The organism is Pseudomonas sp. EA_35y_Pfl2_R111, from assembly GCF_963970955.1.
Classification (GTDB): domain Bacteria; phylum Pseudomonadota; class Gammaproteobacteria; order Pseudomonadales; family Pseudomonadaceae; genus Aquipseudomonas.
This window is the reverse complement of sequence record NZ_CAXAOM010000002.1, coordinates 271315-286994: the sequence shown is the minus strand read 5'-3', so window position 1 is coordinate 286994 and position 15680 is coordinate 271315. Positions and strand designations below refer to the sequence as shown.

Sequence of the window (15680 nt, the reverse complement as noted above, 5' to 3'; positions counted from 1 at the left end):
TGACCCGCGCTTGGGCACAAAATGCCGGCAATTGAGTCCAACAGCACTCAATCCCTTTCTCAGGAGTAGTACATGTCACGTTTACCTGCCCTTTGCGCTGCCCTAATACTGACGTGCGGTAGTGCTCAGGTGCTCGCCGATGCCAAGAGTCACGCCGCCGATGCCGAGCGTTTCCTGCTGCTGGCCCGCGCCGATAAGCTGGCTGTACCGGTGTATGCCCAGGTGCAGCAGATGTTTGCCCAACGCTTTGCCGAGAGCAAGGCGCCGCAGAGCGAGAAGGCCGTGCTGGAAACCTATCAGGCCCAGGCCAATGCCGCGCTGGAGCAGGCAGTGGGCTGGGATAAACTCAAGCCGGATATGGTCAAGCTCTACACCACTAACTTCAACGAGCAGGAAATGAAAGACCTGATTCGTTTCTACGAATCACCGCTGGGCAAGAAAGTCCTGGAAAAGATGCCGACACTGACTGCGCAGTCGGCGCAGCTGACCCAAGGCAAGTTGGAAGCCGCCGTGCCCAAGGTCAACCAGCTGTTGGCGGAAATGACCACCAAGCTGACCCCGAAGAAGCCCTGAGTGACAGCCCTTATGCCGAAGATCGATTTATTGCAGGTCGCTTTGGCGAGCCTGGAACCCCAACATCTCCACGTGCTGGATGAAAGCCATATGCACAGCCGTGGCCTGGAAACCCATTACAAGGCGGTAATCGTCAGCGAGCAGTTTGCGGGCCTGAACGCGGTCAAACGTCACCAGAAAGCTTATGCCGCCGTGGGTGAGCTGATGGGTCAGATCCATGCGCTGGCGCTGCACACCTATACGCCTGATGAGTGGTCTCAGCAGGGTGTGGCTCCGGCCTCACCGACCTGCAAGGGTGGCCACTGAGGCAATTCGCCTCTACACGGCTCCTCTCAAGGGCAGTAAACTGCGCATCCCGCCGGCCTCGCGCCGGCGGTTTTGTTTGTGGCCCGCCATCCACGGCGGAGCAACGTCAAAAAATGCTCCGGACAATTTTCTGTGATCCGCCAGCTGATTAATTCGCCGCTGGCCACTTTTATATCCCGGTCCGCCCTTTACGTGGGCGACTACTGAAGGACATGCACATGACAGACAAGATCGTTGTCGCCGCGCTGTATAAATTCGTTTCCCTGCCTGATTTCCACGAGCTGCGCGAGCCGCTGCTGCAAGCCATGCTGGATAACGGCATTAAGGGCACGCTGCTGATTGCCGAAGAGGGCATCAACGGCACCGTGTCGGGCAGCCGCGTCGGCGTCGACGGGCTGCTTGCCTGGTTTGGCCTGGATGAGCGTCTGGCTGATATCGACCATAAAGAGTCGTATTGCGATGAGCAGCCGTTCTACCGCACCAAGGTCAAACTGAAGAAGGAAATCGTCACCTTAGGCGTGCCAGGGGTCGATCCGAACCAGAAAGTCGGCATCTATGTCGAGCCCAAGGACTGGAATGCGCTGATCAGCGATCCTGAAGTGCTGCTGATCGACACCCGTAACGACTACGAGGTTTCCATCGGCACCTTCGAGGGTGCGGTCGATCCCAAGACCAAATCCTTCCGCGAGTTTCCCGAGTACATCAAGGCGAACTTCGACCCGGCCAAACACAAGAAAGTTGCGATGTTCTGCACCGGCGGCATCCGTTGTGAAAAAGCCTCCAGCTATATGCTTGGCGAGGGCTTTGCGGAGGTCTTCCACCTCAAGGGCGGCATCCTCAAATACCTGGAGGAAGTGCCGCAGGAGCAGACCAAGTGGCAGGGCGACTGCTTTGTCTTTGATAACCGCGTCACCGTGCGCCACGACCTCAGCGAAGGCGAGTACGACCAATGTCACGCCTGCCGCACGCCGGTATCGGTGGCTGATCGCGAGTCAGAGTTGTACACCCCTGGTATCAGCTGTCCGCATTGCTGGGACTCGCTGCCAGAGAAAACGCGTGCGGGCGCCCGCGAGCGTCAGCGCCAGATCGAGTTGGCCAAAGAGCGTAATCAGCCACACCCATTGGGTTACAACCCCCGACAGTCCCGCGAGGTTTAAGCATGCACGCACGCCTGCTCTACGTAATGGACCCCATGTGCTCCTGGTGTTGGGGCTTTGCGCCGGTACTGGAGGCTTTGGCTGAGCAGGCGGCTGCCGCAGGCGTTGATTTGCAGCTGGTATTGGGCGGCTTGCGCCGCGATAGCGTGGCCATCGATGCCGCCGCGCGGGTGCGTTATCTGGGGTACTGGCAGGCGGTCAATGCCAGCACCGGTCAGTTGTTCAACTTCAAAGATGGCTTGCCCGAGGGGATGGTGTACGACACCGAACCCGCGTGTAGGGCCTTGGTGACAGCCCGTAGTTTGGCCCCGGAGCTTGTCTTGCCGCTGACACAGTTGATTCAGCGCGCTTTCTACACCGAAGGGGTAGACGTGACCCGCGCCAGCGTTTTGGTGGAGCTGGCCGAACGCGCCGGTATTCCTCGCATCGTTTTTGCCGAAGCTTTTGACAGTGTCGCGCAGCGCGAGGCCACCGCGGCGGATGTTAGCTGGACGCAGGATCTGGGCATTGCCGGTTTCCCGACCTTGCTCGCCGAAAACAAGGGGCAGCTGGCATTGCTGACCAATGGCTATCAACCCTTAGACGTACTCGAGCCGTTGCTAGCGCGGTGGCTGGAGCGACTTGAGCATGCTTGATCGTTTGAGCTGGGCAGAAATACGCCGGCTAGCGCTACACCACAAAAAAGCCTTGATCTGGGCCAACTGTGTTGCGGTACTGGCCACGCTTTGCAGCGTGCCTATCCCCTTGCTGCTGCCGTTACTGGTCGATGAGGTGCTGCTCAACGACGGTGACAGCGCACTCAAAGTAATGAATAACTTCCTACCTACTGAGTGGGAAACGGCCGCAGGCTATATCGGCCTGATGTTGGTGCTGACCTTGTGCTTGCGTGCGGGCGCATTGATCTTCAACGTCGTGCAGGCGCGGCTGTTTGCGCGGCTGTCCAAGGATATTGTTTACCGCATCCGCATCCGTCTGATCGAGCGGCTCAAACGCATCTCCTTGAGTGAATATGAAAGCCTCGGCGGCGGCACGGTGACCACCCACCTGGTCACCGACCTGGACACCCTGGACAAGTTTGTCGGCGAAACACTGAGCCGCTTTCTGGTGGCCATGCTCACCCTTGCCGGCACTTCGGCGATTCTGCTGTGGATGCACTGGCAGTTAGCGCTGTTGATTCTGTTGTTCAACCCGCTGGTGATCTACGCCACGGTGCAGTTGGGCAAGCGGGTCAAGCACCTGAAAAAACTGGAAAACGACAGCACTTCGCGTTTTACCCAGGCGCTGACGGAAACCCTGGAAGCCATTCAGGAAATCCGCGCCGGAAATCGCCAGGGCTTCTTCCTTGGTCGTCTCGGTGGCCGAGCGAAAGAAGTGCGCGACTTTGCGGTGAACTCGCAGTGGAAGACCGATGCTTCGAACCGCGCTAGTGGCTTGCTGTTCCAGTTTGGTATCGACGTGTTCCGCGCCGCCGCGATGCTTACCGTGTTGTTCTCCGACCTGTCGATCGGGCAGATGCTCGCGGTGTTCAGCTACCTGTGGTTTATGATCGGCCCGGTCGAGCAGTTGCTCAGTCTGCAGTACGCCTTTTATGCGGCTGGCGGCGCGCTGACACGCATCAACGAACTACTGGCACGCAAAGACGAGCCGCAATACCCGGGCCGTGTCGACCCCTTCAAAGGCCGCGATACTGTGGGTATCGAAGTCAGCGGCCTGACCTTCGCCTATAACGATGAACCGGTGCTCAATCAGCTCAATCTGAGCATCGCGCCGGGGGAGAAGGTCGCCATAGTCGGCGCCAGCGGCGGCGGTAAAAGCACTTTGGTGCAGCTACTGCTCGGCCTGTATACGCCACAGGCCGGAACCATCCGCTTTGGTGGCAGCAGCCAGGAAGAAATTGGCCTGGAGGCTGTGCGCGAGAATGTCGCCGTGGTGCTGCAACATCCTGCGCTGTTCAACGACACGGTACGCGCCAACCTGTGTATGGGGCGTGAACGCACGGATGAGTTCTGCTGGCGCGCGCTGGAGATCGCCCAGCTGGCCGACACCATTCGCAGTCTGCCGTTAGGGCTGGACAGCATTGTCGGCCGTTCTGGCGTGCGTTTATCCGGCGGCCAACGCCAGCGTCTGGCCATCGCCCGCATGGTGCTGGCTGAGCCGAAAGTGGTGATTCTTGATGAGGCCACCTCGGCGCTGGATGCAGCCACCGAATACGCCCTGCATCAGGCGCTCAATCAGTTTCTGCGTGGCCGGACCACGCTGATTATCGCCCACCGCCTGAGTGCGGTGAAGCAGGCCGATCGGGTGCTGGTATTCGACGGCGGCAGCATCGCCGAAGACGGCGGCCATCAACAGCTGATCGCCGATGGCGGGCTCTACGCCAAGCTCTACGGCCATCTGCAGCACTGATAACTGTCTGGGCAAACAAACCTGACGTTTCACCCATCCACCAATGCGGCCTCGCGGTGGATGAAAAAAGCGTCATTCACCCTACGTTTCTTGTGAGCGCAACACTTTCTCGCGGGTGTGGACTCTGCGTCTGCGCCGTTCATACGGACAAGTCCTGATCATAGGTGCGGGTCATGCCGGCTGCTTGTTGTGGGTTTCAACTAGTTTAGAAGCGCTGCTGCCCCGCACCTGGCAGTTAAATCGACCGCTTTGTAAATATTTCGTGACGCGATGCGGGTGGTTGCAGTCAGCAATCACGCTGTTTTCTTGGGTGTATTAAAAACTTGCCGGAAGCCTGGGCCAAGGCTGCGGCAGGGTGCTCTGGGGCCGCTTGTTAGCGCGGCTACGCTCGGTTGTTATGAGGTCAATCCGCGCCGTTGCACGAGCAGCGGTTGATCAAAACAACAACGAGGAGGCGCAATGAACGCCGTGAACAAGATCGAGCAGCACAACCCGATTGGCACCGACGGCTTCGAGTTCGTCGAATACACCGCGCCGACTCCGGAAGGCATCCAGCAGCTGCGCCAGCTATTCACCGCCATGGGCTTTACCGAAACCGCCAAGCACCGCTCAAAAGAGGTCTGGCTGTTCCAGCAGAACGACATCAACTTCGTGCTGAACGGCAGCCCGACCGGGCATGTGCGCGAGTTTGGTCTCAAACACGGCCCTAGCGCTTGCGCCATGGCCTTCCGCGTACAGAACGCTGCTCAGGCAGCCGCCTATGTGGAGTCTCAGGGCGCGACGCTGGTGGGCAGCCACGCCAACTTCGGCGAGCTGAACATTCCCTGCGTTGAGGGCATCGGCGGCTCCTTGTTGTATCTAGTGGACCGCTTTGGCGACAAGAGCATCTATGACGTCGACTTTGAGTACATCGAAGGGCGTACACCTACCGACAATTCTGTCGGCCTGAAAGAGTTGGATCACCTGACCCACAACGTCAAACGCGGACAGATGGACGTGTGGTCGGGTTTCTACGAGCGCATTGCCAACTTCCGTGAGATTCGTTACTTCGACATCGAAGGCAAACTCACTGGCCTGTTGTCTCGCGCCATGACCGCGCCGTGCGGCAAGATCCGCATCCCGATCAACGAGTCGTCTGACGACAAGTCGCAGATCGAGGAATTTATCCGCGAATACCAAGGCGAAGGCATCCAGCACATCGCCCTGAGCAGCGAAGATATCTACGCCACCGTGCGCCAACTGCGCGCCAACGGCGTGGATTTTATGGTCACTCCCGGCACCTACTTCGACAAGGTCGACAGCCGCGTGGCCGGGCACGGCGAGCCGACTGATGTGTTGCGCGACTTGAACATCCTGATCGATGGCGCACCGGGTGATGACGGCATCCTGTTGCAGATTTTCACCAATACTGTAATTGGCCCGATCTTCTTCGAGATCATTCAGCGCAAGGGTAATCAGGGCTTTGGTGAGGGCAACTTCAAGGCGCTGTTCGAGTCCATCGAGGAAGATCAGATCAAACGTGGTGTGATCTCCGAGGAATGAGGCCATGAGCCGTAACTGGATCAGTTTTCCCCTGCGCGAAGGCGAATGCTCACGGCAGGCGCACTGCGACTTTCCCGAAGGCACCTACGAGCGTGAGATGGGCCGTGAGGGCTTCTTCGGCCCCACGGCGCACCTGCACCACAAGCATCCGCCGACCGGCTGGATCGACTGGCAAGGGCCGCTGCGTCCGCACGCGTTCAACTTCAATGACATTGCTAGCGAGCGTGACTGCCCGTTGGCTGCGCCACTGACGTTGCATAACAGCGACGTGAAGCTGCGCGTGTGGAAAACCCACGGCGCCATGCGCCATCTGGTGCGCAACGCCGATGGCGATGACCTGCTGTTTATCCATGAAGGGGCGGGGCACTTCTACTGCGACTTCGGCCATTTGACCTACCGTGATGGCGATTACCTGTTGATTCCACGCGGTACGGCCTGGCGCATCGAGGCCGATGAGCGGACCTTTATGCTGCTGATTGAAAGCACCGACGGTGCCTATCAGCTACCGGATAAGGGCCTGGTTGGCCCGCAGGCGATCTTCGATCCGGCTGTGCTCGATCATCCCAGGCTGGATGACGCCTTCAAGGCCCAGCAGGATGAAAATACCTGGCAGATCAGGATCAAGCGGCGCAACCAGATCAGCACCGTGACCTATCCCTACAATCCGTTGGATGTGGTCGGCTGGCATGGCGACAACACCGTGGTGCGGCTTAATTGGCGCGATATCCGCCCGCTGATGAGCCACCGTTACCACCTGCCGCCGTCGGCGCACACCACCTTCGTGGCCAATGGTTTTGTGATCTGCACCTTTACCCCGCGCCCGGTGGAAAGCGACCCCGGCGCGCTGAAAGTGCCGTTCTATCACAACAACGACGACTACGACGAAGTGCTGTTCTACCACCGTGGCAACTTCTTCAGTCGCGACAACATCGAGCAGGGCATGGTCACCCTGCACCCGTGCGGCTTCCCCCACGGCCCGCACCCCAAGGCACTGAAAAAGAGCCAGGAAGCGCCCGCCACCTTTATTGATGAAGTGGCGGTGATGATCGATACCCGCCGCGCCCTGGAAGTTGGCGAAGCCGCTGCCGGCGTTGATGTCCCCGAATACGTGAACTCCTGGCGTGCGCCGGGCAAGGAATCCTGATGAAACTCGCATCATTGAATCAAGGCCGCGACGGCGAGCTGGTTGTGGTCTCTCGTGATCTGACGCGCGCGGTCAAAGTGCCCAGCGTTGCCGCCACCTTGCAGGCGGCGCTGGATAACTGGGCGCAGAGCAAAGCCAAGCTGGAAGCGGTGTATCAACGCCTCAATGACGGCCTGGAAGACGGCGCGTTTGCCTTCGATCAGACTGCCTGCCACAGCCCATTACCGCGCGCCTATCACTGGGCCGATGGCAGCGCCTACGTCAACCATGTTGAGCTGGTACGCAAGGCGCGCGGCGCTGAAATTCCGGAGAGCTTCTGGCATGACCCGCTGATGTATCAGGGCGGTTCCGAGTGCTTTATCCCGCCGCACAGCCCGATCCAGATGGCCGACGAGGCCTGGGGTGTCGACCTGGAAGCCGAGATCGCGGTGATCACCGACGACGTACCGATGGGCGCGAGCGCTGCCGAGGCCGCCGGGCATATCCAGCTGCTGATGCTGGTCAACGACGTGTCGCTGCGTAACCTGATCCCCGGTGAGCTGGCCAAGGGTTTCGGCTTCTACCAGAGCAAACCCTCGTCGAGCTTCTCACCGGTGGCGATTACTCCGGATGAGCTGGGCGACACTTGGCGCGACGGCAAGCTGCATCGGCCACTTGTGTCGCATATCAACGGCGCGCTGTTCGGCCAGCCGGATGCCGGCGTGGACATGACCTTCAATTTCCCGACCCTGGTCGCCCATGCCGCCAAGACCCGCCCGCTGGGCACTGGCACCATCATCGGTTCCGGCACCGTCTCCAATTACGACCGCAGCGCCGGCTCCAGCTGCCTGGCGGAGAAACGCATGCTGGAAGTCATCGAGAACGGCGAGGCGAAAACCCCGTTCCTCAAGTTCGGTGACCGGGTGCGTATTGAGATGTTTGATGTCGCCGGCCATAGCCTGTTCGGTGCGATCGACCAGACGGTGGAAAAATATGAAGGGTAGGGTGGATGTCGTTTCGCACATCCACCATCGGTGCTTGCCATGCTGAAGCTCTATTCCTACTGGCGTTCCAGCGCCGCTTACCGTGTGCGCATTGCGCTGAACCTCAAGGGTCTGGCCTATCAGCAAGTGCCGGTGCACCTGGTCAAAGATGGCGGCCAGCAGCACAGCGCTGATTACCAGGCGCTCAATCCGCAGCAACTGGTGCCGCTATTGGTGGACCAGGACAACGGCGGGGTGCGTATCGCCCAGTCGCTGGCGATTCTGGAATACCTTGACGAGATGTTTCCGGTTCCTGCGCTGCTGCCCAGCGATCCAGCGCAGCGCGCCCAGGTGCGCGCCCTGGCCTTGCATATCGCCTGCGACCTGCACCCACTGAACAACCTGCGGGTGCTGCAGTACCTGACCGGTGAGCTGGGAGTGAGCGAGGTGGCCAAGGACGCCTGGTATCAGCACTGGCTGCACAAGGGGCTGGCGGCAGTCGAGGCTGGGCTGACGGCCTTCAATGATCGCCTGTCGCTCGGCGAGCGGCCCGGATATCTGGAGGCCTGTCTGGTTCCACAGCTGTATAATGCGCGCCGTTTTAACTGTGACCTTGATGCGTACCCGCGCATCCTCGCCATGGCGGCGCGTTGTGAGTCTCTGGATGCCTTTAAACAGGCTGCGCCGGAGGTGCAACCCGACGCTCAGTGATCCCAGCCGGCTTCGCCGCCGTCAGGGTCAGGCGAACCCGGCTCCCTCAGGTGGGTGCAAAGCGTCGCGAGCGACGGCTAGGCAGGGGGAAATCAGTCGAGGACGCGCAGTGTACGTCTGTACATGAGCAGTCCGAGGCTGATTTCAACGCTGCATAGCCGAGCGCAGCAGCTTTAAACCGACCTGAATGCCTTGCCACTCCGCCGCGCCACAAGCGCTGCGGGTTCTATTTCGTCACAGATAAAAACAAACAGGTGACGCATGACCCGTGAAAAACCGAAGAACCTCTGGCTCTCGCGCTGGGGCTTTATTCTTGCTGCAACCGGCTCCGCTGTGGGCCTGGGCAATATCTGGAAATTCCCCTATATCACCGGCGAATACGGCGGTGGTGCGTTTGTACTGATGTACTTGGCCTGCATCCTGGCCATCGGTATCCCGGTGATGATGACCGAGATCGCCATTGGCCGACGCGGCCGTGGCAGCCCCATCGATGCGATCGGTCGGGTGGTCAAGGAAAATAACGGCAACCCGCTGTGGAAGGCCGTTGGCGGCATGGCCATGCTGGCCGGCTTTATGATCCTGTGTTTCTACGTGGTAGTGGCCGGTTGGGCCTTTGCCTACACGGTGAAAATGCTCGACGGCTCGCTGGCGGCTACCAGCGTGGAAGCGCTTGGCGGGGTGTTCGAGGCGCATAACGCCAACCCCTGGCAGCTCGGCGGTTGGAGCGTACTGGTGGCGCTGCTGACCCTGTGGATCGTCGCCAAAGGCGTGCAGAAGGGCATCGAGAATGCCGTGCGCTGGATGATGCCGGGCCTGGCCGTGATGCTGCTGGTATTGGTGGGCTATGCCTTTATCAGTGGCGGTTTCAGCGCTGGCTTCGACTTTCTGTTCAGCTTCGATTCCTCGAAGATCACCGGTGAAGCGCTGCTGGCCGCGCTGGGCCACGCGTTTTTTACCCTGAGCCTGGCCTCCGGTGCGATTCTCACCTACGGCTCCTACCTGCCGGACGGCCAGTCAGTGGCGCGTACCACCTTTGTCGTGGCCATCTGCGACACCTGCGTGGCGTTGCTGGCGGGGCTGGCGATATTCCCGATCATCTTCGCCAACGGCATGAGCCCGAGCGCAGGGCCGGGGCTGATCTTTATGAGCCTGCCGCTGGCCTTCCAGCAGATGCCGTTCGGCACCGCCTTTGGTGTGCTGTTCTTTGCCATGGTGTCGATTGCCGCGCTGACCTCGGCGATTTCCATGATCGAAGCCACGGTGGCCTACCTCAACGAGAAGTACGCCATCAGCCGTTTCAAGGCGGCGGTCATGTCCGGCTCGGTGCTGCTGGTGATCAGCTTGCTGGCGATGCTCTCGTTCAACCTGATGGCAGGCTGGACGCCACTGGGCAAGAATTTCTTCGACTGGCTGGATTACCTGACCTCGCGCTGGATGATGCCCCTGGGGGGGATCTTTATGGTGCTGCTGGCCGGTTACGCCCTGCGCAGCGAGATCATGCGTGATGAGCTGAGCCTGCCGCCGCTGGGCTATGCCCTCTGGCTGTTTATGGTGCGCTACGTCAGCCCGGTGCTGATCATGGTGGTGTTCCTGCACGCTCTGGGTTGGTTGATGTTTGACCCGATTGCTCAGTGGTACTGGATTGCCGGCGCCATCGGCCTGCTCGCGGTGCTCGGTGAAGTGCTCAGGCCACGAGTCGTACCGGCGCTCGCTGGGCGTTAATCACGCCAAGCTGAGCTGTAGTAGAGAAGGGCGCACGGGCAAAAGCCGTGCGCCTTTTTTATGGTCGTCATAACGTTGACGCGGGCTTTTTGGCGGTAACTCGCCATTCGCGATAAAGGATCAGCGGAAACCTGCCGATAAGTTGGGTTATCTGCCGCATTCGATTTTTGGCTATATCCCGTTGAGCAACCGCCAGCGCCTCTAGCTCAGGCCTTTGCGCTTTTACCTGGGTCCGAGCAGGCCTCTGGCGCAAGGGTTGCAATAAAGCGAGGCTAAACTGCCATCAGTGGTTCATGTGCTACCTGGGCCGCCATCGCGCCGTCTCGCTGCGCACGATAAGAAAAACGGAGTGTTGTTATGTCCTCTTCTGCCGCTCGCCTGTTCGCCGACCTGTCTGTCGGCAAAAAGCTTATGTGTGGTTTCGGCCTGGTGCTGTTGCTCACGGTTGCCGTCACCGGCAGTGGCTTTCTGGCGGTGCAAGCCGTGTTGGAAGGGCATGCCAGCACCAGTGGCCTGTCAGTAATTGATGCTCAGGTGCTGCAAGCTCGCCGCGCCGAGCGCGATTTCGCTCTGCGCCAGGATAGCGAAGCGGCTGCGCAGGTGCATGAGCAGCTGGATCGGGTCGGTGCGGCAGTCGCCCAGCAGTTGGCGGTCGCGTCCAGCGCTGATCAAGCGCGGCTGAAAAGCATGCAGCAGGCCATCGACGACTATCGTCGGCAGTTCGACAGCTTTGTCGAGCAGCAGAACAATGCCCGCGCGGCGCGTACGCAGATGCGTGAGGCGGCTGGTGAGGCGCGCGATCAGTTCGATGTGATCGAGCTGGACATGTACGACGCCGTGCGTGAGCTGCGCCTGGAGGGGGACAAGCTGCGCGGCAGCGACCCGCTGACCCTGGCGGAAACCGCCTCGGGCCTGAGCAAGCGCATGCTCGACCTGCGCGGCCATGAAAGCCAGTACATCATCGATGGCTCGGCCGAAGCCCTGGAGGAGTGGACCTATATCAACGACGACCTGCAAACCGTCGCACGCAGCCTGATGGTCTGGCTGGACGACGATCAGAAAGGCGCCATCGAAACCGCCTTGAAGGCGCTGACCCTCTATCAGCAGGCATTCACCAATTATCAGCAGGTACGCGGGCAGAGCCAGCAGAGCGAAGTTGCCATGGTCGAGCGTGCCCAGGCCGTGCTGGCCCTGGTGGATGAAGCCAAGGTTCAGCAAGAGCAGGCCATGGCCGCGGATAGCCGTCAGGCCATGCTGTTGCTCGGCGCCATGGGCATTGCTGCGGTGATTATTGGCATGCTGGCGGCGCTGATTATTTCCCGCCTGATTGTCGCGCCCTTGCAGCAAACGGTGGTGTTTGCCCAGCGCATTGCCGCTGGCGATTTGACCCACGACCTGCCGCAGGATCGCCGTGACGAACCCGGCCAACTGATGGCCGCGATGCAGGTGATGAGCGTTAGCCTGCGCACTTTGGTCGGTCGGATTGGCGGTGGCGTCAGCCAGATTGCCGCCGCTGCCGAGCAGCTCTCGGCGATCACCGCGCAAACCAGCGCCGGCGTGCAGAACCAGAAGATGGAAACCGAGCAGACCGCTACCGCCATGCATGAAATGGCCGCGACCGTGCAGGAAGTGGCGCAGAACGCCGAACAGGCATCTCTGGCCGCCCGCTCCGCCGATCAGGAGGCGCAGCAGGGTAATCAGGTGGTGCAACAGGCAGTCAGCCAGATCGGCCACCTGGCCACTGAAGTGGAAGAGTCCGCCGAAGCCATTGCGGCGCTGAATCAGGAAAGCGCGCGGATTGGTGGTGTGCTGGAGGTGATTCGCAACGTCGCCGAACAAACCAATTTGCTCGCCCTGAATGCGGCCATCGAGGCTGCGCGTGCTGGCGAGCAGGGCCGTGGCTTTGCCGTGGTGGCGGATGAAGTGCGCGCCCTGGCTAAGCGTGCGCAAGACTCCACCGAGGAAATCGAAGGGCTGATCGCCAGCCTGCAGCGTCTGGCCAAGGGCGCGGTGGAGAAGATGGACAGCAGCCGCAGCTTGACTCAACGCACCGTGACGCTTGCCGGGGAAGCTGGCGCCGCACTGGGTCGTATCACTCAGTCGGTGAGCACCATCGAACAGATGAATCAGCAAATCGCGGCTGCCAGCGAGGAGCAAAGTGCGGTGGCGGAAAACATCAGTGAAAGCATCACTCGGGTGCGTGACATCGGCGAGCAAAGCGCCAGTGCCAGTGAGCAAACTGCTGCCTCTAGCGCTGAATTGGCACGTCTAGGCGTTGAGTTGCAGGGTTTGGTGGCCCAGTTCCGTAGCTGATTCGGGCCTTCGATTCAGGTCTGAAATTGCATCACTGAGCTCTGCATGCTGCGAGCGACGCTGTCCAGACTCTGGGCAGCGTCTGCCAGTTGGATGACCGTGCGGCTGTTTTGCTGAGACATCTGCGCGATTTGCTCGACCCGCAGTGCCACCTCGTTGCTGGCTTTACTCTGCTCGCTGATGGTGTTGGAAATTTCCTCTACCACCTCGGCGGCACGCTGGGCGCCGCCGCGAATTTCATTGATGGATGAGCCGGCCTCATGGGCCAGCGCGACACCATCGTTAACCCGTGTCACCCCGGTCTGCATGCTCTCGACGGCTTGGGCGGTACTGCTGCGGATGCGCTCAATCATGCCGGTGATTTCTTGGGTTGATTGCGCAGTGCGTCCGGCCAGATTACGCACCTCATCCGCCACCACGGCAAAACCACGGCCAGCTTCACCTGCGCGAGCGGCCTCGATGGCCGCATTCAGGGCGAGGAGGTTGGTTTGCTCTGCAATGCTATTGATTACCTGAATAATCGAATGGATTTCCTCTGACGATTCGCCCAGCGCGGTGATAGTCGCGCTGGACTCATTGACCGCTTCGGCGATCCGGCTCATGCCGTCGACTACGCCCAGGATTACCTGCCCGCCACTGCCGGCCAGTTGCTCTGAGTGGGAGGAGATTTCTTGGGCATTGCGGGCGTGGCCGGCAATTTGTTCGATGTTCTGGATCATTTGCTCCATAGCAGCAGCCATGCTGACGGCGCTGTCGGACTCCTCATTGGTACTGCGCACGATACTTTCTGATGCCCCAGTGAGGTCGTGTGCGGTCTGCTGCAGTTGTTCGCTTTCATGGCGGATGCTGTCGATCATTTGTCGCAGGTTGGCCTGCATGTCAGCCAGCGCCTGTTGGAGTTGGCCTGCCTCGTCATTGCTATCGACATTAATGACGCTCCGCAGGTTGCCCTGGGCAATGGCGCGGGCCGCGGCAATGACTTTTTCCAGAGGGCGCAATACCGCTCTCATCAGTTGACTGGTGAGCAGGCAAAGCAGAATGCACACCGCAATAATCCCGCCGATCAATAACCAGGCGGCATGCCTGACGGCTGTCTCGCTGTCGCTGCGGGTGTCTGCTGAGTGCGCTTCGATCAAGCCGCTGAGCGCCTCGTTCTTTTCTTCCAGATCGCCAAAGCTGGCATCGAAAGCCGCCATTTGTTGGCGCGCCGCTTGCGGGTCACTAAGAGCTAGCTTGACGATGCCCTCGGCTTGTTGGATGTAAGCCGCCAGGGCCGGCTGCGATTCGCTGATCGCCTGGCGGATATCCGTACTGAGCGGCAGTTTGGCGTTGTCATTGAGGGTGCGGGTAAACCATTCACTGTGCTCGCGCAGATCAGTGAGCACCTGCTCAACAGCGGCGCTATCGGTAGGGTCGATGTAGAAAGCCGCCAGCACGTCAGCGCGCAAGGCGTCGTGCATCATGTCGCCTTCCAGGTGATTACGCAGGGCACTGACGCTCAGCTGATTTTCATTCAGCGCACCGGCCAGCTGTGTTTGCCCCCAGAAGCCAATGCTGCCCAGCAGTGTCGCCGCGAGCACGCTGATGGCGCCGCAAGCGATCATTTTCTGGCGGATGTTCATGGGCTCAACTCCAACTCAACAAAGTTGGAATTGAGCCTAGCTCATACTGCGTGCACCGTTGGTAGTCGCTGTTACTGCCCGGCGTGACTGGCCAGCGGGGTTTTGCTCAGCTCGTCAGCCCAGGCCAATAGCGGTACCTGAACGCTGGGTTGCCAGGTGCGTGCCCACAGCAGCTGCAGACGTGAGAAGTCACCGCGCTGTGTGGGCAGACGCTGGATGTCGTCATGCACACGCCATTGGCCGTTTTTCAAGGTGGCGAAGTCGAAGCGGAAGGGGTGGAAACCGGTCATGCCCAGGCGGATGTCGGTGACAACCAACTCTTCCCCCAATTGGTCATAACGCAGCACGCCGTTGGTAAACCAGGCCAGGCGCGCATGGGCGGGGGAATCGACCAGCGCTGCCGCCAGGTGTGTGCCACGGGGGATGCGTTCTAGTTGTGGCGCGGTATCGTCAAACCAGCTGACCAGCGCCTCGTGGTAGTCCTCGCCATCGAGCACAATCACGCGCCACAACAGGCTATTGAAGGGCGTCGGTGTGCTGAACAGCTGTTGGGCATTGATACCTTGGCGCGCCAGCTCGGTTTCTACGCGCTGTTCGGCCATGTATTTGCCGGCCAGGGTCGAGGCCAGGTACAGCGAAGACACCAGTAGTGCCAGTGCCGGGGCCTTGGCAGCTTTGTCCCGTAGCCCATGGAATAGGCCGAGGCCCACGGCAATGCACAGCGGCACGCTATAAAGCGGATCGATGATAAAGATGCTCGACCAGGCCGTAGGGATGGGCGTCAGTGGCCACAGTAGTTGGGTGCCGTAGCTGGTAAAAGCATCCAGTAGCGGATGGGTGATCAGCGCTAACCAGATCGCCAGAAATAAGCGCCTTGTCGAGTAGCCGGGGTTGGGTTTGAAGTACCGGATCAACACGGTTAGCAGCAGTGCCAGGGCGCTGAGCACGAACAGCGAGTGGCTGAAACCACGGTGGTAGGTCATATCAGCTACGGCATCACCGTAATCGATAACCACATCAAGATCCGGCAACGTGCCGAGCATGGCGCCATACAGCAGCGCCTTGCGTCCTTGCCAACGGCCGAGCAGGGCGCCTTGAATACTGGCGCCCAGTACTGCCTGGGTTATCGAGTCCATAACCTGATCCTGTCGAAATAGGCGCTTAACTTAGCCGAGCGGCGGGCAAATTACTGCAGGTAGATTTCAAGCAAAGATTTCAGCGT

At 60.1% G+C, this 15680-nt stretch carries 13 protein-coding genes and 2 pseudogenes; 12 read left to right on the top strand and 3 right to left on the bottom strand.

All coding sequences use genetic code 11. The annotated features are described in order from the left end of the window. The first annotated feature begins 72 nt into the window (after positions 1 to 72). From AACY25_RS09885 to AACY25_RS20985, 12 genes and pseudogenes are all read left to right on the top strand, one after another. Positions 73 to 573 carry a DUF2059 domain-containing protein gene (locus AACY25_RS09885; RefSeq protein WP_339411017.1) on the top strand — a complete coding sequence of 167 codons (501 nt, stop codon included), beginning with the start codon at positions 73 to 75 and terminating at the stop codon, positions 571 to 573. Between the two features lie 12 nt (positions 574 to 585). After that, positions 586 to 879: a BolA family protein gene (locus AACY25_RS09880; RefSeq protein WP_339524219.1), complete on the top strand. Its 294-nt coding sequence runs from the start codon at positions 586 to 588 to the stop codon at positions 877 to 879. Positions 880 to 1097: 218 nt separating this feature from the next. After that, a complete protein-coding gene (gene trhO, locus AACY25_RS09875) occupies positions 1098 to 2036 on the top strand; it encodes an oxygen-dependent tRNA uridine(34) hydroxylase TrhO (RefSeq protein WP_339524218.1) in 939 nt (312 codons plus the stop codon). A gap of 2 nt (positions 2037 to 2038) precedes the next feature. Next, on the top strand, positions 2039 to 2671 hold the full coding sequence (locus tag AACY25_RS09870) for a DsbA family protein (protein WP_339524216.1): 633 nt from the start codon (positions 2039 to 2041) through the stop codon (positions 2669 to 2671). After that, entirely contained in the window at positions 2664 to 4442 is a 1779-nt protein-coding gene (locus tag AACY25_RS09865; RefSeq protein ID WP_339524214.1) for an ABC transporter ATP-binding protein, read from the top strand. The genes AACY25_RS09870 and AACY25_RS09865 overlap by 8 nt, the downstream gene beginning before the upstream one ends. Before the next feature lie 459 nt (positions 4443 to 4901). Next, positions 4902 to 5984, top strand: a complete 1083-nt coding sequence (gene hppD, locus AACY25_RS09860; protein ID WP_339524212.1) for a 4-hydroxyphenylpyruvate dioxygenase — start codon at positions 4902 to 4904, stop codon at positions 5982 to 5984. Positions 5985 to 5988: 4 nt separating this feature from the next. After that, a complete protein-coding gene (locus AACY25_RS09855; RefSeq protein WP_339524210.1) occupies positions 5989 to 7128 on the top strand; it encodes a homogentisate 1,2-dioxygenase in 1140 nt (379 codons plus the stop codon). Then, the gene (locus tag AACY25_RS09850) at positions 7128 to 8111 is read left to right on the top strand and encodes a fumarylacetoacetate hydrolase family protein (RefSeq protein WP_339524208.1); all 984 of its coding nucleotides are present in this window, start codon (positions 7128 to 7130) and stop codon (positions 8109 to 8111) included. Before AACY25_RS09855 ends, AACY25_RS09850 begins: the two co-directional genes overlap by 1 nt. A gap of 39 nt (positions 8112 to 8150) precedes the next feature. After that, positions 8151 to 8801, top strand: coding sequence for a maleylacetoacetate isomerase (gene maiA / locus AACY25_RS09845; protein WP_339524206.1), 651 nt, complete (start codon positions 8151 to 8153; stop codon positions 8799 to 8801). A 261-nt stretch (positions 8802 to 9062) separates the two neighbouring features. Beyond that, positions 9063 to 10523: a sodium-dependent transporter gene (locus AACY25_RS09840; RefSeq protein ID WP_339524204.1), complete on the top strand. Its 1461-nt coding sequence runs from the start codon at positions 9063 to 9065 to the stop codon at positions 10521 to 10523. 357 nt (positions 10524 to 10880) lie between these two features. Further along, positions 10881 to 11978 (top strand): annotated as a pseudogene (locus AACY25_RS20990) (methyl-accepting chemotaxis protein); the annotation flags it as partial. Beyond that, positions 11955 to 12836: a methyl-accepting chemotaxis protein gene (locus tag AACY25_RS20985; RefSeq protein ID WP_445262146.1), complete on the top strand. Its 882-nt coding sequence runs from the start codon at positions 11955 to 11957 to the stop codon at positions 12834 to 12836. The pseudogene AACY25_RS20990 and the gene AACY25_RS20985, both read left to right, overlap by 24 nt. 14 nt (positions 12837 to 12850) lie before the next feature. On the opposite strand, the gene AACY25_RS20980 is transcribed toward AACY25_RS20985, so the two are convergent. The 3 genes and pseudogenes from AACY25_RS20980 to AACY25_RS09825 all read right to left on the bottom strand — a co-directional run bounded on the left by AACY25_RS20980 (position 12851) and on the right by AACY25_RS09825 (position 15594). Continuing rightward, complete coding sequence (locus AACY25_RS20980; protein WP_445262145.1) at positions 12851 to 13564, bottom strand: methyl-accepting chemotaxis protein; 714 nt, start codon at positions 13562 to 13564, stop codon at positions 12851 to 12853. Positions 13565 to 13705: 141 nt separating this feature from the next. Further along, positions 13706 to 14458: pseudogene (locus AACY25_RS20975) on the bottom strand (HAMP domain-containing protein); the annotation flags it as partial. A gap of 71 nt (positions 14459 to 14529) precedes the next feature. Then, the gene (locus tag AACY25_RS09825) at positions 14530 to 15594 is read right to left on the bottom strand and encodes a metal-dependent hydrolase (protein WP_339524199.1); all 1065 of its coding nucleotides are present in this window, start codon (positions 15592 to 15594) and stop codon (positions 14530 to 14532) included. Between the last annotated feature and the right edge of the window lie 86 nt (positions 15595 to 15680).